This window comes from Glycomyces amatae (assembly GCF_020991375.1).
In the GTDB taxonomy this organism is placed as follows: Bacteria; Actinomycetota; Actinomycetes; order Mycobacteriales; family Micromonosporaceae; genus Glycomyces; species Glycomyces amatae.
On sequence record NZ_JAJLQZ010000042.1, the window covers coordinates 1 to 20,560 of the forward strand.

A 20,560-nucleotide genomic window follows, 5' to 3' on the forward strand; every position below is an offset into this window, starting at 1 on the left:
ACGGCGCCAAGAGCGGCACCTTCAAGGCCGGCACCGACCTGGGCGAATTTGACGGCGTTGCGGGCACCGCAAAGGTGGCGCTCCTGGCGATGCAGTTCCTCGGCGGCAGTGTCGGTTGGAGGATGTACGCTCCCTCGGCATGACCTCTGCATCAATGGGCCTGGACTGGATCGGTACCTATGGCGGTCCGATGGTGGTGCTGCATGCGGCGACGGCCGATGCGTGGGATGGGGCCGCGGACGACCGGCTCGCTGGTGATGACGTCGCCGACTGGGGCGATTACAGGCGCGCTTGCGGCGTCGAGGGCTACCACGGCATCGTCGAGTACGGCCCGAGCGGAGCGCACCGCGCCTTGGTGCTCGGTGACGAGCCGCTCGATTCGGCATTCCTGGCTGAGCGTCGCTGCATCGTCCGATGGTGCTGCGCCGATTCCGAGGCGCAGCTGCTCGCCATGGTCGAGGACCAACTGCCTACCGCGCCATGGGAGTCGGACTTGGATTGGGAGGTTCCGTCTGGTGGCCTAGTGATGATCGATGCAGTGTGCCCGATCGGCGACTACGCCCCGGGAGGGAGCGCTGAGCGAAACCCGGTCGTCATTGACCTGCCGCCGGGCCAATGCCATGTGGAAGCCGCGAGAGTCGTGAATGCGGACGGTTCTGCGGAAGCTGTCGTACACCGATTCACCTACCGCTGACAGGAATCCAGTAGTAATGGCAGGAGTTTTTGACTGCAGTCGTGGTCGGGTCGGGACAGCGTCTCATTGGCCGGTCGGTCGGCAGTGTGAGAGCTTCACGCCGGGCCGCCGCGAATTCGTCGTACCTTGATCTCCCAGGCCGCGGTCTCGGGATCGAAGAGGTCCACGACGGGCGGGTTGCACACCCAGTCGGCGGGAGTGCCCCGCGAGATCCCGGAGCCCCGGCGAGTCAAGCCCGCGAACCAGCGCGTGCGCCGCCTCCATGGGCACATCGACCCCGAGTCGAAGCCGTACACGAAGTCCTCGAAGACACGCATCAACCGCTGCACGGCCCAGGCATGAGGTACCCAGTCGAGCCCTGCCAACATGTTTGTCCCGAATCCCGGCATCATCCGTCAGCGTTGCCCGTCTGGCTCATCACCGGTCAGCGGTAGCCGCACCGTCTCGAGGAAAGCATCCTCTTCGATCATCTTCAGCAGTTCGGGAGGACCATAGACCTTCGTACCGGCTAGATCCCAGTCCGTGTACAGCAGCCAAGACCGATCGGCGGGCCACAAGTTCGCCGGACTGTGATAGGGCGACACCAACTCGAGTGCCTCCAGACTTTCCAGTCGACCCTGAAGGACTCGCAGGCCGGCTAGAGGTTCCTCGAGAAAGTGGAGGTGGGCGAAAGCAACCGTGTCCGGCCCGGAGAATTGCCGCAGGATCGCGGCGAGGCGGATGAAGCTCTCCCGGTCCAAGCTGCCCCAGTCCGGCCACCGAACCGTCTCCCACAAACCATCGCCTTGCCGTACGGAGTGAAACGCGCGAAACGACGGCACCCGATATTGGGGCTCCACATGCTGAGCGATCACCGGGTCTCCCGTCCGCTCGGCCAGTTCCCGCCAAAGCAGCCGCCGCCAGCCTCGTCCCGGGTCGGCCGGCCACCCCGGTTCGTCGTCACCTTCCTCGTCATCGTCGGGCCTTCGATAGAGCGTCTCGTTTTCATCAGGTCCCACCTCATACATGGCATGCAGAATCCAAAGACCTGCAGGATAAGGCGGGGGTCCGAACCCGGAGGGCTCCTCCCCTCCGCAGGCGTCGATCAACCATCCAAGCTCACGTTCATCAGCATCCGACCATCGATCCATGTGGGCAGACTAGCGAGACTGCGCGGAGTCCCCGATCCTCGGTGGAGTCGGCAAGCGGAGTCACACATCAGGCGATCATGAGTGCTTCAAACATGAAAGAGGGATCACCTGGTAGGTGATCCCTCAAAGTCGATACGTCTGGCTCTGTGGACTGCACCGGTCTCAAGGAAGGGGTTGAGGAGGCAGGCGCCGATGCCGCTGGCGAGCAATGCAATGGTGAGGACCGTGAATGTGAGCGCTGGGAACGACGGTTGGCCCGCGCCCGCGGAGGTGGCCATCGCCTGAATGGAGCGGATTGCTCACGTCACGGCGGCACCGGTCAATCCGGGCGGTGGGCGTGGCCCGTTCAGCGCCGCTTCCCGGGAGCCGCGGCTCGGCTAGCGTTCGCGACGTCGCGCCGGTGTCTCGATCGCACGGAGTGCGTCGATGAGCGCGCTGACGGCGTCGTCAACGCGAGCTTGGTCGGTTGCGGTGCCGTAGGCGTGCGCGGCAATGCGCGCCAGGATGGTGATGTTCGTGCAGGTTTCACTGATCACGCGCTGTGCGGTGATCTGATTGCGTTGCACAGCGGCATCGATGACGGCGTCCCCGGTAGCGTCGAGTGCATGGTGTAGGGCGGCAAACGGGTCCCGATCGCCAGTGGACGGCAGTGTGTCAGCGGGAGGCGAGTGCGTCACCTGGTGGCCTTTCATGATGCGTGCAGCGGGAGTGTCACCGCCGAATCTACTCGTCCGGCACTTGACTTGACGTGCGCGAACGCAACTTGTTGCCGCGTTGTGGTGTTGCTGGTAGGTTGGGGCGCAACATAATTGCATACGGAGGCGTCTTTTGTGGCCGAACATGTCAGACCCCGGCTTGGGTCGCTGTTCACCGGCGTTGGCGGGCTTGACCTCGCCGCCCGTGACGTCTTCGGCGCCGACCTCGCCTGGTGCGCTGACGCCGACCGTCACGCCTCCACGCTCCTCGCCTACCGGCATCCCCGCGTCCCCAACTTCGGTGACATCACCGCCATCGACTGGACACAGGTCCCCCGTGTTGACGTCCTTGTTGCCGGATTCCCCTGCCAGCCGTTCTCCACGCTCGGCAGACGCGGCGGCACCAGCGACGAACGGTGGCTCATCGACCATCTCACCGACGCCATCGACGCGACTGGTCCCGGCCTGGTCCTCTTCGAGAACGTCCCCGGGCTTCTCAAACACGCTGACGCGTTCACGGCAGTCATCGACCGTCTATCCGAACGCGGGTACGTGGGGGCCTGGCGGTGCGTGGCGGCAGCGGACGCCGGAGCGCCGCACCTACGAATGCGGGTGTTCATCGCCGCAGTGCGGCCTGAACGGGCCGGGCTGCTCGCCCCCGCTCATGCCGACACCGGTCGCCACCCCGGCGATCCGGCTCATGCACGGTCAAGTGGCGGGCTGGATTCGGGGCCCGTGGCGGCACCTGTCGAACTTCCTCGGCACGATGACCGTCCGGCAGCCCGATGGTGTTGGGGCGGCTATCAGAGTGCGGTCACGCGCTGGGAGACGGTGACCGGCCGGTCCTGCCCGCATCCGGTGCAGTGGCGTGCCGGTTGGGGCCGCGGGCCCGAACGCACCGAGCCGCGCACCGAGTTCCTTGAATGGGCGATGGGCCTGCCCCCCGGCTGGGTGACGGACGTGCCCAGGCTCACCTGGCTGCAGCAGCACAAGCTCATCGGTAACAGCGTCGTCCCGCAGCAGGCCGCGCTCGCCTACCGCGCGCTCGCCGGTGACCTCTTGGCCGTGCTGGACGAATCGTCGCTCGCGGGTGCCGCAGGACCCTGATGCGCTCCCCTGCAACTGGATACGGTCACACGCCTGCCGCACCGGCGCCGCTGCGGCTGGGCTCGCTGTGCACCGGATACGGCGGTCTCGACATCGCCGTTGAACACGTCCTCGGCGCAAGGATGGACTGGTGCGCTGAAAACGACGCGTATGCCGCCAAGGTCGTTGCCGCGCATTGGTCGAGCGTCCCGAACTTCGGGGACCTGCGCACTGTTGACTGGCGCTGCACCCCGCCCGTCGACATCGTCTGCGCCGGGTTCCCCTGCCAACCGGTCAGCAACGCCGGGCACCGGAAAGGAGCTGCTGATGACCGGTGGCTGTGGCCGCACATTGCCGACGCCCTTCGCTGGATTCGACCCCGCTACGTCGTCTTGGAGAACGTGGCGGCCATCGTCAACCGGGGCATGGACGCTGTTCTCGGGTCGCTGGCCGCGCTGGGGTTCGATGCAGTCTGGGGCTGCTATCGCGCGTCCTGGGCCGGCGCTCCGCACCGCCGGGACCGGTGGTTCCTCCTCGGGTGGCGACATGAGGCTCCTGCCGACGCCGCGGGCTTCGGCGGCCGAGGACCGGCAGTACCAGCGCACCCCGAGTCAGGAAGCCGGTCGGCACGGCAGGAGCCTTCAGGCCGAGGTGTGCTCGCTGCCCCTGCTGCCGACGCTGCGGGTGCCGCCGGCTACGGGAACGGCGGAGCGCCGACCGGGTGCGGGCTGCCGCCCGTGCCTGTCCGCAGTCCTCCCCCACGAGAAACCGACGTCGACTGGGGCGCATACGGGCCAGCGATCGCCCGATGGGAGCACATGACCGGCCGGGCCGCACCGTATCCGACGATCCGGACCGAGCGGGGCCTGCGCTCCTCGACACAGTTCGTCGAATGGATGCAGGGCCTCTCCGGCGGCTGGGTGACCGGTCGCGGCCTGCCGCGCATTGCCGAACTGCGCCTGCTGGGGAACGGTGTCGTGCCCCAGCAGGCGTCCATGGCGCTGTGGGACCTCAAGACCCACATTCCACCTCCATGTTGCCCGCAGCGACCGCTGGTGCCGTGATCAGGGCAGGCGCGAGAGCAGGTCCGCTGCGGCCATCTGCTGCGATAGCAGCAGCCACAGTACGAGTCCAGCGGCCACGACACGAATGGCGACGCCAGCTGTCCGCTCGGCCACGTCCAGAGCAGCGGACACCAACGCGCCTCGCCGCGATGTCCGCACCGTCGCTTCGTGTGCCGCGGCGCGAGCCGTAAGGCATGCCTCGGTCTCTTGCAGGAACGCGATGTTCGTCGTCCCCGACAGGACAACTGCGGTACGTCGCAGGGTGTCCTCGACGTCTGCAGGCACGCTCGCGAGCACCGAAGCATGCTCGGTCAAGTAGGTGCGCAGGTGGGCGGCAGCAAGGGTGAGCAGCTTGGCTGTCGGGTGCTGCGAGCCTCGCCCGGCCCGGTCCAGTCTCCGGGCATAACGTTCAAGGGCCGCGATGATTGCTTGGAGCTCGCCCCGGCGACGGGCACCAGCATCGGCTCGCCTGGGCGTTCGCCCTGGTGATGGCGGTCGTAGCACGTCTGCAATGCGGCGCAAGCCGTTCAAGCGGCACGCGCGTACCAGCACGGCTTCCCAGATCAACACCAACGCCGTCGGAATGGCGAACATTCCCGCCAGGAAGTACCCCACCTCGTCGACGTCCACATCGTTCCCAACCGGGGCCCACACCGCAACGAAAATCAAGAACGAGGCGATGAGGCCCAGTTGCCAGTGCAGACGAAGTTTGTACAGGTCTCTCGCAGCCGCAAGTGCACTGACCGGGTCACGCCATGCGCCGGCGTCCGGCAGCGGTGCATACCACCAATAGGGTGTGTGCGGCCGGGCAAGTCGCGCAAAGCCGAGCAGCAGGCCGAACGGACTCAACACGAACCCGACATAGGCAATGAGCAATATCGAGGCCACGTCGAGTTGTACATCGTTATTCATCTCTCCAGAGAATGGAAACCATACCCAGTACAAGGCGAACGCTGCCGCCACCGTCGACAGCGCGCATGCGAGCAGTACGTTCCCCCATGCTCCCAGCGGCACCGTCTTCGACTGCCAAGTCCCGTCGCCGCGCAACGCCACCAGCGTTGCCCGCATTGACATTCGAGCCGCAGTGCGCAGGCCGTACCGTCCGATCAGGCGCGCCACTGGCGCTGGCAGTGTCGACAAGCACCAGCCGAACACCCATGCCGGAAACGCCAGCAGTATCCACATCCACACGAGGGAGCCCAGACCGACAGCACATGCGAGTGCCAGTTTCTGCAGTACTTCCACAGGGATGATCTCCATACGCAACGCGTGCAACAAGGCCGAGACCGCGGCGATTGCGTCAGCATCGTGGTGTGGGCAACGACAGGGGGACTCTCACCGTAGCGGGTCCGGCAGTGCCGCGCTGGCTCGGTGGGAACCAGTGGCTCGGCCTAGGAACCGTGACCACCGGTCCTTTGCCCCAAACGCCAAAGCAGTCCCTTCCGTCACGCCGACGCACCACACTCGGTTGCAGCAGTGAATGATGCGCATCGGAAGCGGCTCCCTTACCCTGAGCGCAGTCGCTCCCCACCACCACAAGGAGTTTCCGTGCCATTGCGCAAACCCGCCCCGACAGTTCCGCTCGACCAGGCCGCACCCGCATCCGAACCGCAGCAGTTCCACGACACACTCGCGGTCGACTTCGGGATCGCCCAGACCTGGGAGACACCGCACGGCCCCATCGCAGTCGTCCACCCCACCATTGAGCGCTCCGGGTTCCGGTGGCGTGCATGGGCTGAACAGTTCCACTGGTGCCGAGCCGTTATCGTCGTCAGCTACGGCATGAACATGCACGGCAACCCTGACCTGTTCGTTCACGACCTCACCATGGCCGGTGACGGCTTCCACTACGAACTTGACTGGTCCGAGTTGAACGCTCTCATCGGGCAGGCAGCACCGTATTGGGCGCCGGGTCTGCGCACAGTGACCGGCATGGCGAACTGGCGTCCCGGCGAACCCCAGCGGACCGTCGCCGCCGAACCGGAAATTGATATGGGAGCAGTGCTGCGTCTTGCAGCCCGGCACGCTCCGGAAACGGCAATTCATGTGACGCTCATGGACTTCGCTCGCCGCATGCTTGCCCGTGCCGAGCAACGCGCGGTGAACGACGTTGCGTTCGTGCGGGAGCACCAGTCGGCCTCGGCAGCGATCGTGTTCGCGGCAGTGCCGGCAGCAACCTATGTCGCACCGGAGCCGCTTGATCCGGCAGTGGTGAAGGCCGGGTGGCTGCATGTGCTTGACCTTGCCGACGACGACGCGTTCGCGGCGCTCATAGCGTTGGAAAGGAAAGGTGAGGATTCCCGGGTGCTGCCGGCATCAACGGTTGCGTCAATCGCTGGTGACGAGCCGGGCGCGGCGGAGTGGATCGCTCGGCTGGAACCGACGGTGAAGACTGCACGGTTCGCCATGTTCAACGAGCACCAGCTGGTGACGCCGCTGATCGACCCGCTCACGCAGTCAGTGGTCGCGCACAACGATGAGGGAGCGTATTGGGCGGCGGTGCCGTCGCGCCTGCCGACGTCCTCCCCACTCGCCGGGGTGGAACTCTGGCCCGGCCGCGTGTGGATTCGCTGCGAAGACGGCACGAAGTACTTGTGTCCGGAAACCGGTTCAGTGGACGTGAACTGGGGTTACAACGGCGGCGGCCCGCTGATGCTTGCGAACGTCCTCCATGCGCTCCTTGACGACATCAACGCCGACATTGCAGGGAAGCTGCTTCGCGCTCCGGCTGCGCTGGAGCGGTTCTGCGAGCGCCCGTGGGAGCCGGGTACGGTTCTCACTCGTGACCAGCTTGAGCGGACCCGCCGCGGGTAAGCTCGCAGGTGGCGGCGGGGCGCTCCCGAAGAAGCCCAGAAGGGAGCTGGCGGCCATTGTCCGTCCCTCGGCAGGGGCGGCGGGGCCGTCATCCTGCCGCCTGCGTCGCACGGACCGATCCAGGCTGCTCACCCGTTGAACAAGTCCGTAAGTTCGTCAAGGTCATCCGAGAGGTCGTCGACCTTGGCACGGTATTCCTCCTCGGTCAGCTGCTCCTCGCCGGAGTCCTCGTGACGCTGGCAGACCAGCATGGTCTCGACCGAGTCGGCCGCGTAGCCCGCGTCCTCCTGCCATTCGATGCACGACTGTTGCTTCGGTGGGGAAAGAACCACGACGAGCGCCACTATGCCGGCCAGAAGCACGACTGCACCGGCAATACTCATGAGAGGCTTGCGTTTCACCAGATCACGCTACCGCAGTCGTCGAGGAAGGCACGAGAGCGTCACGCTTCGCCGTCATCTCCGCGTGGCGGGTAATCCCCTGCGAGACATGCGGGCCGCGCAAGCGTCCTCCGGTCCACCCCCGCGTAGGCGGGGAACCCTGGATCGCACACCGCGAATGGGGACCGGAGTGCGGTCCACCCCCGCGTAGGCGGGGAACCCCACCCGTGACGCACAACCTCGCTGGCGCGCGACGGTCCACCCCCGCGTAGGCGGGGAACCCTCGATGGACTCGCGGGAGATGGCGCCGCCGAACGGTCCACCCCCGCGTAGGCGGGGAACCCCGTCGGAGCACTGGCACCCGCTGGTGACGCAGCGGTCCACCCCCGCGTAGGCGGGGAACCCGTCGGCGTTGTCCGCGGCCCGGTACTGGACCTCGGTCCACCCCCGCGTAGGCGGGGAACCCTCGTGCGGGTTCGGGCCGGTGTAGACCTCGGGCGGTCCACCCCCGCGTAGGCGGGGAACCCGTGTCGCCGGTCATCGCCCCGCCGATCGGGATCGGTCCACCCCCGCGTAGGCGGGGAACCCCTGCTCGTCGGGGCTCCGGTGCTCGGGGTGGCCGGTCCACCCCCGCGTAGGCGGGGAACCCGTGTCGCCGGTCATCGCCCCGCCGATCGGGATCGGTCCACCCCCGCGTAGGCGGGGAACCCCTGCTCGTCGGGGCTCCGGTGCTCGGGGTGGCCGGTCCACCCCCGCGTAGGCGGGGAACCCACCAGGTCTCGGATTCGCCACTTGCTACCGTGCGGTCCACCCCCGCGTAGGCGGGGAACCCCGGCGCACCTCGGACGGACGAGAGGTTCCCACCGGTCCACCCCCGCGTAGGCGGGGAACCCTTGCGGAAGCGCTGCGGTCCCGCAGCAGGTTGCGGTCCACCCCCGCGTAGGCGGGGAACCCCTCGAAGCCCAGCAGGACCTCCCGCTCCCGCACGGTCCACCCCCGCGTAGGCGGGGAACCCTCGATCAAGGTCACAAGCGACGTGTACGGCGGCGGTCCACCCCCGCGTAGGCGGGGAACCCGCGGTGGCAGAAGGAGGTCGCCTTGGCCTACTGGGTCCACCCCCGCGTAGGCGGGGAACCCAACACCCGCTGGGACGACCTGCTGCCCACGATCGGTCCACCCCCGCGTAGGCGGGGAACCCGTACCGCTCGATGACCTCCAGGGCGGGCAGGGCGGTCCACCCCCGCGTAGGCGGGGAACCCGTCGTAGCGTAGGTCCATGACTGGCCGAATCCTGGTCCACCCCCGCGTAGGCGGGGAACCCGTGGAGCTTCTGGGCGCCGTCGATCGCCTGCCCGGTCCACCCCCGCGTAGGCGGGGAACCCCGACGAGGAGGACCGGTGAGCACTAGCCCGTACGGTCCACCCCCGCGTAGGCGGGGAACCCCCGATGAGGAACGCGATCAGGGACGCGATCGTCGGTCCACCCCCGCGTAGGCGGGGAACCCTCTTCTTGACCTGCAGCTTCAGTGAGTCGTTGCGGTTTTGTGATCAAAATTCAACGGGCCACTCGCTCTCATAGGGGACCGTGTCGGCCATGGTGTCGGTTGGCGGTGCGGTGAAACGCATCAGGGTGAGCCCGTCGAAGTCTTCAGGTTGTCGCCGTCGAGTACCTGCGGTCCTAATGGTGAACCCTTGCTCGTTCGGAGCCGGGTGAATAAGCACCGCTGCCCCATCGGCAACGGTCTGTTCGGTCAGCTCCCATAGCTGTTGCCGCACCCGTGCGGAAACGGTCCCGACGAATATGCCAGGGGCGACCTCGATGGTCCATCGACTCAAGGCGCCTTTCAAGTGCGGAGGGACAGCGGTGGTGGTGAGGACCATCATGGAGGGCATGTCAAGCTGCTTCGTCTTCGTCGCCGTAGTTGACCCCTGCGGGGACTGCTCCGGTCTTGGGGTCCCAAAGATGGACCAGGCGGGTGGGCTTGCGTTCGTCGAACGTGCCTGATTTCTCGTCGGGTGCAAGCAAGCGCTGGATGTCGCCGACGATGCGGGGTAGGAGTCGGAAGAGCCGCAGCTGTTCACGGAGTTTGCGGCGGGCGTCGGCTTCGGGATGGGTGGATTCGTGGAGTGCGAACGCGAGCGGGAGGGTGAGTTCGGCCTTATAGAGGTCGGCAATGTCATAAACGAAGGCGTGTTGTTTGCCTTGGTGGACGAATCCGAGGGCGGGTGAGCATCCGAGGGCGAGGATCGCTGCGTGCACGATGCCGTAGAGGCAGGTGTTCGCGGAGGACAGCGCCTGGTTGACGGCGTCTTGTTGGTCCCAGTCTTCGGGGTTGTAGCTGCGTTTGAAGGGGGTGAGGCGGTGGCGTTGAGCGAGGAGGCGGTACAACGCTTTCATCCGGTGGCCTTCGAGGCCGCGAAGCCGTTCGATGGTGGCGCCATCGGGGACGGTTTCATTGAAGCGGTACTCGTACATACGGATCGCTACCGCCAGATGCTTCTGGGGGTCGGCCCATGCGGTGGCTTGGTGTTCGAGCCACGTGGTGGTGAGTCCTTCGGGGGTGATGGCAGCGTAGGTGCGGACGCCGCCTGACCCGGTGCAGATGACCGTGGTGCCGTGTCGGGCGAGGGTGGCGAGGGCGCGTGTGGTGATGGACGCGCCGGGCCCCAGGAGCAGGCATGAGAGTGCTGCGGTCGGTAGATAGACGGTGTCGGTGCCGCGTTTGGTGGTGATCTGGGCGCAGACGCCGGTGTCGTCTTGGACGACGCGGACGATGTCGAGGTACAGGAACGACAGCGAGTCGCCGATGCGCGGCAGCATCGCCAGGCTCGGTGCGGCCAGGCGGGCTTTGGGGTCGCGTGGTGCTCCGGTCATGGCGTTCGCCCGGGCAGGAGACTCAGGAGGCCCGCCCCGTAGGGTTTGGCGCGGCCGATGCCTTCGGTGAGGGCGATGCGGAGCCGGTCGGGGTCGGTGATGGTTCCGATGCCTTCGTAGCGGCACAGGGTGAATTGGATGGTCGTGCGGTCGGCGCCGGTGTTGCGTCGCGGCGGCCATGCGGGGTTGGTGGGGAGCAGGGTGTGGAGGTCGAGGCCGCTGTCGGCGGCGCGTTGTCGCCACCACGTGTCGGCGGCAGGTCCGCTCAGGGCCCGGACGGTGCCTCGGGGCCGCGGCGGGCGCCCTGACGCGGGCGCGTCGGTGGTAGGGGTGTTGCGGCGCTCGCTCTTGGTCGGGTTGAGGTCGACGCGGTAGCGGACGGCGGTGCCTTTCTGGACCGCATGGAGGAGGCCGGTGATGTCTTTGACGTCGGCGGTGGCGTACCCGGTGGGGAGCCGTTCGGGGTGGAGCGGTTGCGTGGCCTGGGCGAGAACGGTGGTGCCGGTGGGGCCGTTCTCGACGCGGAAGAGCAGGTTCGCTTGTTTGCGCGGGTCGGCGCCCATGCCGTCGGGCAACAGCCGCATGAGTGTGGTGTGCATCTGTGCGGCGTCGCCGAGGTCGCGTTGGACGTCGCGGTGGGTGGGGTTGAGGCTGATGCGGGCGAGGAACAGCATCGTCATCGTGTCAGGTGCTCCATCGCGTAGTTGAGGAGGCGCTCGCGGGTCTCGCCCGGGTCGGGGATGAGTGCGGCCGGGAGGTGTTCGGTGGTGCGCCACAGGCGGCGGGTGCGGAACTGGCGAGGGCCGGTCCCAGGCTGGTCGGCGATATCAATGGCGATCGCGCCACCGGTGGGCGGCTGCTCCCAGATGAAATCGACGGGCACGGTCGCGGCGCCGCGGCGCCGACCGGTACGGGCCGCGAGTGGCACTGTGGTGCGCAGTTCGTGTGCGACGTCGGGAACGGACCGGGCGAGCAGGAGCGGCTCGTCGGGCGGACACGACCGCCGCCCGAGGTACGGCGCCCAATGGGGGCGGTCGATCGCTGCGGCGATACGGGCGATAATCGGTGCGGGTCCGGTGATGGCGACGGTGAACGCCGCATCGGACAGGTAGTGGCGGTGGCTGACGACGGCGGCGTCCTTGTGTTGGCCTCCGGCGGTCGCGGCGGTGCCTTCGCGCGGGTAGCCGCCGCCGGCGGTGTGGAAGTCGACAGTGCGCCTCCCGGGCCGGTCGATGCGGCAGGTCAGTGCAAGGTCGTCGTATCCGGGCGGTCGCGTGGCTCGGTCGAGGCCTTCGGCGGCGGCGGCCATGCCGAGGATTCCTGACCGGGTGGGGAAACCGGCGCTGTCGCGGACGGTGAACGTGGACCGCTCCCCCCATGATTGCAGGGGTCCGGCCAGGCGCAGGATCATGCTGTCGGTCATCACGGCTGCGGCATCAGGGCGTGGACGGCGGCGTCGATGAGTCCGGCATAGGAGTCGAAGCGTTCGTTCAGGTGTGCGTAGGTGTCGGTGCCGACGGTGACGTGACCGCCGAAACACAGACCGCGCCCTGCGGTGAGGCGGTGGACGTCGGCGGCGTAGGCGTTGAAGGCGTCTCGGGAGGGTCCGGCGATGCCGCCGCCGCGTGCGGGGCGCGCGGGGGTTTCGAACGCTGCCGCGAACGAGACGGGCCTGCGGTCGCGAACGGTGAGGTAGGCGAGGTCGGGGACGGTGTGGGGGGCGGTGCTGTTCTTCTTCGCCTGCGGCAGTGTCATCAAGAAGTGGTCGGCGAAGGAAGCGACAGCCCGGGCGGCCATCTCGTGGTCGTCACCGAGGTACTTGAGGAAGTCGTCGAGGTTGAGGCACCCGTACCGGTAGAAGACGCCCGCGCTGAATTCGGCGGTGTCGAGGTGACCGGTGCCGGCGGCGTCTTCGTCGCCGCTGAGCCAGTCGTCGACGGCGGTGAAGTAGTCGCGTTGGGGCTCGGCGGCGTGGGTGGTGAACGCGTGGGCGATCTGGACGGCGCCGTCGACGTTGGCGCCGGGGACCTCGGCGAGCATGCGCCCGAACATGCTGATGGAGACGTTGCGGCTCTTGAGAATGTCAAGGACGCCGGTTTTGGGTAGGACTTGCGCGGGTTTTTTCGTCGCCTGTTCCCGTTCGAGATCGGACTGGTGGGTCTGGCACAGGTCGGCGAGTTCGCCGAGGGCGGTGTCGGGCAGCAGCAGCAACACGGCGGTGATCGGCAGGCCGGTTTGTTTGCTGATTTCGAACTTGAGCTGTTTGCCTTCCTTGCCGACGGTGTCGGCGATCTGCTGCCACGCGAACGCGGCCGCCTCGGGGGTCCACCCGGTGCCGGTGAGCATCGATTGGAGCCGGTTGGGCAGTTGGCGGGTGCGGAAGGCGAATTGGCCGAGGTCGGATTCGACGCCGTGCCTGATGGGGCGCTTCTGTGCTTGGCTGGAGATCCGGATGCGGTCGACGCCGCCGTAGGTGACCATTTTGGGGGAGCCGAGGTCGTCGCGGTTGAGGTTGGCGACCGGGATGCTTTGCAGGGCGTGCAGTTCAAGGAAACGGGCCATGATGCGGTCCTTACTGGTCGGAGCCGGTGTCGGTGTCGGGGGTGTCGGGTTGGGGGTCGTCGTGCGGCTGGACGGCCCGGTAGTAGTGGTCGAGCCAGCGGGTGGCGATCCGGTCGCGGTCGCGGTCCCACCAGGTGAGGTCGTCGACGAGGCGGCCCCAGTCGATCGCAGCCCCGGAGCGTCGGATCTGCCTGGCGAGCGCGGGCAGGCTGCGGGCGATGGTGGCGCTGTGCTGTCGCGTGAACAGGTGCAGGGTCGCTTCGGCCGAATTGGGTTTCATGGCGCCGTGACGCACCGCTTGGCCCAGGCTCGCGCCTAGGTTCGTCGGTGTCGCGTCGCCCTCGGAGGGCGCGGGCGCGTCGGCGGGAGTGTCGGCGATGAGTGCGGCGACGGTGTACCGGGCGTGACGCGTTGATGAACTGGCGTGCTCGGACATGAAGGGGACGAGGTGGCGGTGCATGCCGTGGGATTGCTCGTAGCGGCGTCCGAGGCCGCGGCGGAGGTCGGCGCGGGCGCGCTTGTCGTGGCGGCACAGCCGCTCGACGTTGGCGGTGAAGGCCTGGTTGGCGTCCCGGGATGACGTCTCGCCTGGTGGCGGTGGTGTGGGCATGGCAGCGCACTCCTAGTTGGTCAGTGAGGGGGTGACGAGTGGTCGGTTACGGCTGGGGCGGTGACGGCGGCCGGTTCGGGACGGCTTGCCACAGGAGGGCAACGGCGTGCCGGAAGGCGCGGGCGACGCGGATGTCGCGGCGTGCGGTGCCGATCGCGGCGATGAGTGCGGTCTCGGCGTCGTCGCGGAAGGCCCGGTGGGGTTGCCGTGTGTTCCCCGGTCGTGTGAGCTGCCAGAAGGTGTGCTCGGCAGCCGACCAGTACCCGGTCAGCGCCGGTGATACCCAGGGCCCAGGCTTCTTGCGGTCGATCGTGTCGCGACCGGCCACTTCAGCCCACGCTCGTTTCGCGGCATGGTCCAGGGCCGATCCGATCGTTTCGGCGGCGATGCGGCACTGTTCGAACCGGACGGCCATCGCCGGGTCGTGCTCGTGGAACCACTGCAGGACTGGTGGCGTGGTGGCGCTGTACCAGCCGAAGTCGCGCTGCTGGGCGCGTTCCTGAGCGAAACCGTAGGCGCGCACGCGGACCTGTGAGCGCAGGGCGGCCGGGATCCAGCGCGTGTGCCGGAACACGGCGGGCCGGGCGTTGTCGGCGCGGTCCATCATGAGTGCATCCAGGTCGCGCCAGACGCTGCGGTCGAGGTCGGCGGAGCGGGCATGGAACTTGCCGTCACGGCCGGTGTCGACGATCAGGTACGGGTCGAGTACTGGACCGGCTGGGGCCTTGGTCGACCAGGTGACATAGGCGTCAACGATCTGGCTGCTTTCGAGGTCGGGAATGAGGAGCACCGCGTGCCGTGTCATCCCGGTCAGCAGGCCGGCGGGCCAGGAGAGCGGCGGCGCCGGTGCGAGGGGGTCGGGCAGGTCGGCTCGTTCCCAGGGGAACGGGTCGTCGGGGTTGAGGGCAGCCTGGTCGGCGTCAGGGCAGGGCAGGCCCAGCAGCAGCGTGGTGAACAGGTCCGGCGCCCACGGGTGGAAGGAGACGGCCGCCCGCAGCGGCCCGATGAGCCCGTTACCGTCTTTACCGGTGCCGAGGCGGCGAGCGGTGCATTGCCCGCCGGGGCCGAAGTACCGCTGGGTCAGCACTTCCCAGATCGCCGCTGCCGGGTCCACTGGTGCCGGTGCGGCATCAGTGCCGTGCCCGAACAGGATCGCCCCGTTGACACCGGTCGGGCGGCCCGCGACGAGCTTGTTCACCCCTGACGATTTCGGGTTCCCTTTGATGTCGCGGCATTCGTCGGCCAATCGCGGGTCCTGGAAAGCGGGACGGGCCGCGTCGAACAGGTCGAGACCAGAGACAACCGCATCGAAGTAGTCGTTGACGTGGCCGTGGTCGAATCGTCCTTGCGCCAGGACGGTGTTCCGTTCACGCAGCCACTGCCTCGGGTCGGCGGCGACCGCCGTATCGGCGAGGGCGGGTGTCATGCGGGCGGCGATGCGGAAGGCCATGCCGTAGAGGACCCGCAGCATTGCGGTCGCTGCGGGCGGATGGGGCGCTTCCATGTCGGCGATCGTTGCCGCTTGGGTGAACAAGTCACGCAAACCGAGACGGGCGGTCACGCCATCGAGATAGCGGACGGGAATGAACGGCTCATCGGCGAGCGAGAACGAGCGGGGCATGAGGGTCCTTGAAGGCGAGGTCACGCGGCCGGCGAGGTGAAGCGGCTGTCGTGGGGAGGGACGGGCAGGTAGTTATTCGCGGACCAGGCCGAGGTCGGGGTCCAACCGGAAATCACCGCGGGTGAGGCGCACCGGCTGCGCAGCGCCGTCGACGACGTGGTGCCGCAGGACCGCGAGGTCGCCCATGACAGCGTGGTCGCGCCAGGCGGGCGGGGGCAGTTCGGTGTCGCCGATCGTGCCGAGCCAGTCAGCGCGGACCGGGATGGTGTGACCCATGACGGTACGCGCCGCTTCCACTGTAGGCGAACGTCGCAGCATCGCATCGGACAGTGGGTGCGATCCGGCCGCGTCGAGACTGACGCTGCCGTTATCGTGCTCGAACAAGCACAGCGCCCGGACGCCGTCGGACCCCAGTCGTGTGGAAGCCCGCTCCTCGTCCAACGGCCGGTGGTGCAAGTCGGCGAGCTCGAGGACGCTGCCGCAGCGAGGGATGACCATCGTCCCGCCAAGGGCCCGCTCAGCCAGGACCGTGCCCATGAACGCCGAATAGGACGCTGCCGCATCCGGCTGGTCCCAATCGAACCGGTCATCGACACCGTGGACAGCTTCGACCATGCCGGGGACCGCCTGCGGAATCCGGATCGGCGTCCCCTCCTGCGCGGCGAGCAGCCGCGCGGTCGCCTCGAGCAGGAACGCCGGGTACACCCCGTCGTCGCCGCCCCAGTGGCGGGGCACGCCGCCGGAGTCGAGCGGGTCGAGCACCACCAGGCGCGGCCCGGTCGACCAGGCGGGACGGCCGCGGCCGCCGGGGAACCCATGCGCAGCCCACCACTGTTGGTGGCGCCAGCAGCGGCCCGCGCGTTGCAACAGCTGCGCGAACGGCGCCAGATCGCTGACGATCACATCGGCGTCGAGATCGAGGGCGACCTCCAGGACTTGCGTGGCGACGATGATCCGCCGGTGCGGCCGAGGCCCGCTGCGCCCCAGTTCGGCACTGATCCGCGCAGTCTTCTCCTGCCGGACCACGCCCGGAAACCGCGCATGGATCAATTCGACCGTGTCCGCGGCGAGCCCGCGACGCTCCACCGCCGCACGCAGCAACGTGAACGTCGCCTGCGCATCCGGGACGGTGTTGCAGGCGACCACCGCGCAGCCGCCCTCCTCCCCCAGCAGCGGCTCCAGTTCCGTCAACAGGGCTGCAGCGCGCGTATCGCCGTCGGCGGCACCGCCCGGGCTCCTGTGCTGGACCGGCCGCGGCACGGTCACCAGCGCGCTGTGACGCGCTGCCGCCTGCTCGCGGTGACGTGGCTCAGTGATCTGCGACGGGTTCCCGGCCGCCGACACGTACAACCAGCCCGGATACGGCACCGTGAACGTCTGCTCTCGCACCGCCGGGCCCGCCACGCCGGCACCGCCCAGGTACTCCTTGATCAACGCGGCACTGACCGACTGCGGCAGCGTCGCCGACAGCAGCACCACCGAGCAACCGTATGCGCCCAGCCAATGCAGCAGCCGCCCCAGCAGCACCTGCATGTACGGGTCGTACGCGTGGGCTTCGTCGATAATGACCGTTTTCCCTGACAACCCGAGCATGCGCAGCGCATTGTGGGCAACGGGAAGGACACCGAGCAGTGCTTGGTCCACGGTGCCGACCGCGAACTGGGCCAGCAAGGCACGTTTCAGTCCCCGGAGCCACTGCCGCGGCGCCATACGCTTCGCCGTCGCCGCCCCCGGGTCCTCATCGGTGAGGACTACTGCGTCATCGGCATAGGCTGGGCCCAGCCACGCCATGCTGTGCGTGAGGGCGACCGCGCCCCTGCTGCGGTCGCCCTCATGCAGGCATCGTTCGATATAGCCGCTGATGCGCTGATGGAGTTGGTCGCTGGTGGCCATAGTGGGCAGGAAGTAGCCCAGGCCTGCGCTTCCTGACGCTTCACTCAATACCCGGGCTCCTTCAAGGCCGGCTTCGGTCTTACCGTCACCGGTCGCGGCCACCACGACCAGGATCCCCGCCTCACCTGCGGTCACCTGCGACGGCAGGTCCTCTACGATCGACCGTTGCAGCGGATTCGGGGCTGCCACACCATGAGCGTGCGCGAATCCCGGAGCGGTCAGGCGCACGGGTCGCAGTCCCGCCTCCTCCAGCAGCGGCAGGGCCGCCGAACGCGCCTGATCCACATGCTTGTGAAGGTTATCGGCAAGGTTCATTTGCCGCTCCCGCAGATAATGCTTCTGGCTGACCAACCAGTCAGCGAGGATCACCAGCCCGGTGATCAGCACTGCCGCCGGAGTCGAACAGGTCTTTGGCGCCTGCGGCGCCCCTAGGATCGCATGAAGCGTCGACACATGCAGCTGGCGCTGCGCGTCCCAACTCGGTCCGCCCAGGCAACTGTTAAACGCCGAGTCGCCGAACCACTGATCCTCCACTGGCCGGAACCGCCCGTGGTGCCCCCCGATGATCTCTGCGAGGCGCGCCAATGGGCCATCCGGAGCATCATCGTCGAAGCCCATGCCAGCCATCAACGTCGTCACCGCCAGCATCCCGGCTCGAGCATGGTCGATACGCGAATCCGCCGCAGCCCCAAGATCATTGATCAGCGCCGGATCCAGTCGCGCGAACGCCTTCGGATCACACGACTGGAACCCGACAGCGAGTTTCCCGATGTCGTGCAGCGCACCCCAGAACACCACGGTCGCGCGTGCCTGTGCCAGGTCGGCCGCGCTGCCGAGACCACGAGCGACCACGCGCCGCTGGTTACCGTCAAGATAGTGATCCCACAACACCTCAAGCATGGCCGCCGTGTCCAACAGATGACGGATTAGGCTATAGGGCTCGGCAAGCCCTTTCGACTTGCCCCACAACGTCAACGACACTTTGTTCACCAGGTGCTGTTCCATGCGACTCCTCAGCTACGCCTCGTCTCTTGAAACCTAAACCACCAGTGCGACAACTACTTCCACTATCAGTGTGAGAAACCATCGAACACCGACCCCAGCTAGGGCTCTGCCTACTGCCGATGGCGACGATGCCAGCCGTTGGCGCACTTCGTTGCCGTATCTTGGAGAAATGGCAACGCATCCGGCTTCTAGCCAGACCGAACTGCTGAGCGAAACCATCCTCCGTTTTTTGTCTCAAATTGGTAAAGGCTCGTTATAAGCGCAGGTCAGTAAGAGGGTTCCCCGCCTACGCGGGGGTGGACCGGCAGGCCCCTGGTGGGGGTCGAGAGGGTTTCCGGGTTCCCCGCCTACGCGGGGGTGGACCGCCGACGATGATCCGGTTGATGCCGTCGGTGTTGGGTTCCCCGCCTACGCGGGGGTGGACCAGACGAACTCGCCCGCCAGCAAGAGACCCAGCAGGGGTTCCCCGCCTACGCGGGGGTGGACCGCCCCGTCAGGCCACCGCTCCCCGTCAGGGCATGGGTTCCCCGCCTACGCGGGGGTGGACCGCCCGCGTCCTGGAGCACGTACTGGAGGCCCTTGGGTTCCCCGCCTACGCGGGGGTGGACCGCACTCCGATGGCGAGGAGTGCTTCGGCGGCGGGGGTTCCCCGCCTACGCGGGGGTGGACCGGCATCGGGGCTGTCGGCGGCTACGGACGGACGGGGTTCCCCGCCTACGCGGGGGTGGACCGGACGAGCTGCTGTTCACGGCCTCTGCGGGGACGGGTTCCCCGCCTACGCGGGGGTGGACCGTACCGGACGACGTTGGAGACGAACCGCTTCACGGGTTCCCCGCCTACGCGGGGGTGGACCGGTGGTCAACGGGTCGACGGTGCTGAGGTGGTCGGGTTCCCCGCCTACGCGGGGGTGGACCGGCCACAGGCCCGGGACCTGGAACGTGGTGCCGGGGTTCCCCGCCTACGCGGGGGTGGACCGGAACCACCCTCATGGACCGCTTCGACCACGACGGGTTCCCCGCCTACGCGGGGGTGGACCGCCATCCGGCTGTATGTCCCGCTCGACCCCTGGGGGTTCCCCGCCTACGCGGGGGTGGACCGGCCGCTACACCGCCGACCCCACTCCCGAATCCGGGTTCCCCGCCTACGCGGGGGTGGACCGGTCACCGTCACGATGCCGGAGAGGCGGGGCCCGGGTTCCCCGCCTACGCGGGGGTGGACCGATCATCGAGGCCGACGCCCGCGGCGCGCGCCTGGGTTCCCCGCCTACGCGGGGGTGGACCGGCCGAGGAGACCGACTGGAAGGCCATGGCCCGGGGTTCCCCGCCTACGCGGGGGTGGACCGCTCTTCTCGACGTCGCGGGCGATCTGCTTCAGGGGTTCCCCGCCTACGCGGGGGTGGACCGGTCTATACGGGCCAGACCCTGCCCGGGCGGACGGGTTCCCCGCCTACGCGGGGGTGGACCGCCGTGCCCAGATTGCGCGGCTAAGGGCATAACGGGTTCCCCGCCTACGCGGGGGTGGACCGTCATCCACCAACACCGCCAGAGCGAACAGACCGGGTTCCCCGCCTACGCGGGGGTGGACCGCCGGGCGCGATCTGGTCGGGATCGGTGGGTGCGGGTTCCCCGCCTACGCGGGGGTGGACCGTGCTTGTCGTGGGGGTTCGAACCCGAGTAGGAGGGTTCCCCGCCTACGCGGGGGTGGACCGTACCGAGGGCACACGGTCCATCCCGTCGAGGAGGGTTCCCCGCCTACGCGGGGGTGGACCGGCCGAGGCCGCCGTCAAGGGCGTGAACCTCGCGGGTTCCCCGCCTACGCGGGGGTGGACCGAACAAGCTCGGCGACTTGGTCGACTGGGTCAAGGGTTCCCCGCCTACGCGGGGGTGGACCGGCGACAACGAGTTCCACGGAGGTCACAGGGCAGGGTTCCCCGCCTACGCGGGGGTGGACCGCCGAGGACTGCACCGGGGAGCTCCGGGCGCACGGGTTCCCCGCCTACGCGGGGGTGGACCGGATATGCCGCGCTGGTCAAACAGCGCGACGGCGGGTTCCCCGCCTACGCGGGGGTGGACCGTCTCCTCGATAAGCACCATGAGACGGGAATTCGGGTTCCCCGCCTACGCGGGGGTGGAC

Annotated in this window: 17 protein-coding genes and 2 CRISPR repeat arrays; of the genes, 4 read left to right on the forward strand and 13 right to left on the reverse strand. The window is 68.0% G+C overall.

Going from position 1 to position 20,560, the window contains the following annotated elements:
• Positions 1–139: 139 nt before the first annotated feature.
• Positions 140–694 carry an Imm21 family immunity protein gene (locus LO763_RS28165; RefSeq protein WP_230791982.1) on the forward strand — a complete coding sequence of 185 codons (555 nt, stop codon included), beginning with the start codon at positions 140–142 and terminating at the stop codon, positions 692–694.
• A 95-nt stretch (positions 695–789) separates the two neighbouring features.
• On the opposite strand, the gene LO763_RS28170 is transcribed toward LO763_RS28165, so the two are convergent.
• From LO763_RS28170 to LO763_RS28180, 3 genes are all read right to left on the reverse strand, one after another.
• Positions 790–1,011 carry a hypothetical protein gene (locus LO763_RS28170; protein ID WP_230791991.1) on the reverse strand — a complete coding sequence of 74 codons (222 nt, stop codon included), beginning with the start codon at positions 1,009–1,011 and terminating at the stop codon, positions 790–792.
• 78 nt (positions 1,012–1,089) lie between these two features.
• Complete coding sequence (locus tag LO763_RS28175; protein WP_230791994.1) at positions 1,090–1,824, reverse strand: hypothetical protein; 735 nt, start codon at positions 1,822–1,824, stop codon at positions 1,090–1,092.
• 377 nt (positions 1,825–2,201) lie between these two features.
• Positions 2,202–2,390 carry a hypothetical protein gene (locus tag LO763_RS28180; RefSeq protein ID WP_230791997.1) on the reverse strand — a complete coding sequence of 63 codons (189 nt, stop codon included), beginning with the start codon at positions 2,388–2,390 and terminating at the stop codon, positions 2,202–2,204.
• A 264-nt stretch (positions 2,391–2,654) separates the two neighbouring features.
• On the opposite strand from LO763_RS28180, the gene LO763_RS28185 reads away from it, so the two are divergent.
• Together LO763_RS28185 and LO763_RS28190 are read left to right on the forward strand one after the other, a co-directional pair.
• Entirely contained in the window at positions 2,655–3,626 is a 972-nt protein-coding gene (locus tag LO763_RS28185) for a DNA cytosine methyltransferase (protein ID WP_230791999.1), read from the forward strand.
• Positions 3,626–4,669 carry a DNA cytosine methyltransferase gene (locus tag LO763_RS28190; protein ID WP_230792009.1) on the forward strand — a complete coding sequence of 348 codons (1,044 nt, stop codon included), beginning with the start codon at positions 3,626–3,628 and terminating at the stop codon, positions 4,667–4,669. Before LO763_RS28185 ends, LO763_RS28190 begins: the two co-directional genes overlap by 1 nt.
• Here LO763_RS28190 and LO763_RS28195 read toward each other — a convergent pair whose 3' ends face one another.
• Positions 4,670–5,929 carry a hypothetical protein gene (locus LO763_RS28195; RefSeq protein WP_230792018.1) on the reverse strand — a complete coding sequence of 420 codons (1,260 nt, stop codon included), beginning with the start codon at positions 5,927–5,929 and terminating at the stop codon, positions 4,670–4,672.
• Between the two features lie 288 nt (positions 5,930–6,217).
• Between LO763_RS28195 and LO763_RS28200 the strand changes: the two genes are divergently transcribed.
• Positions 6,218–7,483: a hypothetical protein gene (locus LO763_RS28200; RefSeq protein ID WP_230792020.1), complete on the forward strand. Its 1,266-nt coding sequence runs from the start codon at positions 6,218–6,220 to the stop codon at positions 7,481–7,483.
• A gap of 128 nt (positions 7,484–7,611) precedes the next feature.
• Here LO763_RS28200 and LO763_RS28205 read toward each other — a convergent pair whose 3' ends face one another.
• From LO763_RS28205 to cas3, 9 genes are all read right to left on the reverse strand, one after another.
• Positions 7,612–7,884 carry a hypothetical protein gene (locus LO763_RS28205; protein WP_230792022.1) on the reverse strand — a complete coding sequence of 91 codons (273 nt, stop codon included), beginning with the start codon at positions 7,882–7,884 and terminating at the stop codon, positions 7,612–7,614.
• 111 nt (positions 7,885–7,995) lie between these two features.
• Positions 7,996–9,366: direct repeats of the CRISPR family, unit length 29 nt; unit sequence CGGTCCACCCCCGCGTAGGCGGGGAACCC.
• Positions 9,367–9,409: 43 nt separating this feature from the next.
• On the reverse strand, positions 9,410–9,754 hold the full coding sequence (gene cas2e, locus LO763_RS28210; protein ID WP_230792024.1) for a type I-E CRISPR-associated endoribonuclease Cas2e: 345 nt from the start codon (positions 9,752–9,754) through the stop codon (positions 9,410–9,412).
• 1 nt (position 9,755) lies between these two features.
• The gene (gene cas1e, locus LO763_RS28215; protein WP_230792026.1) at positions 9,756–10,736 is read right to left on the reverse strand and encodes a type I-E CRISPR-associated endonuclease Cas1e; all 981 of its coding nucleotides are present in this window, start codon (positions 10,734–10,736) and stop codon (positions 9,756–9,758) included.
• The gene (cas6e, locus tag LO763_RS28220) at positions 10,733–11,416 is read right to left on the reverse strand and encodes a type I-E CRISPR-associated protein Cas6/Cse3/CasE (RefSeq protein WP_230792028.1); all 684 of its coding nucleotides are present in this window, start codon (positions 11,414–11,416) and stop codon (positions 10,733–10,735) included. Before cas6e ends, cas1e begins: the two co-directional genes overlap by 4 nt.
• Positions 11,413–12,159 (reverse strand): type I-E CRISPR-associated protein Cas5/CasD, encoded by a 747-nt coding sequence (cas5e, locus tag LO763_RS28225; protein WP_230792037.1) that lies wholly within the window; start codon positions 12,157–12,159, stop codon positions 11,413–11,415. The genes cas6e and cas5e overlap by 4 nt, the downstream gene beginning before the upstream one ends.
• On the reverse strand, positions 12,159–13,298 hold the full coding sequence (gene cas7e / locus LO763_RS28230) for a type I-E CRISPR-associated protein Cas7/Cse4/CasC (RefSeq protein ID WP_230792039.1): 1,140 nt from the start codon (positions 13,296–13,298) through the stop codon (positions 12,159–12,161). Before cas7e ends, cas5e begins: the two co-directional genes overlap by 1 nt.
• Before the next feature lie 10 nt (positions 13,299–13,308).
• Positions 13,309–13,908 (reverse strand): type I-E CRISPR-associated protein Cse2/CasB, encoded by a 600-nt coding sequence (casB, locus tag LO763_RS28235; protein ID WP_230792042.1) that lies wholly within the window; start codon positions 13,906–13,908, stop codon positions 13,309–13,311.
• 46 nt (positions 13,909–13,954) lie between these two features.
• Entirely contained in the window at positions 13,955–15,529 is a 1,575-nt protein-coding gene (gene casA, locus LO763_RS28240; protein ID WP_230792052.1) for a type I-E CRISPR-associated protein Cse1/CasA, read from the reverse strand.
• A 72-nt stretch (positions 15,530–15,601) separates the two neighbouring features.
• A complete protein-coding gene (gene cas3, locus LO763_RS28245) occupies positions 15,602–18,427 on the reverse strand; it encodes a CRISPR-associated helicase Cas3' (protein ID WP_230792064.1) in 2,826 nt (941 codons plus the stop codon).
• 275 nt (positions 18,428–18,702) lie between these two features.
• Positions 18,703–20,501: direct repeats of the CRISPR family, unit length 29 nt; unit sequence GGGTTCCCCGCCTACGCGGGGGTGGACCG.
• Positions 20,502–20,560: the final 59 nt, after the last annotated feature.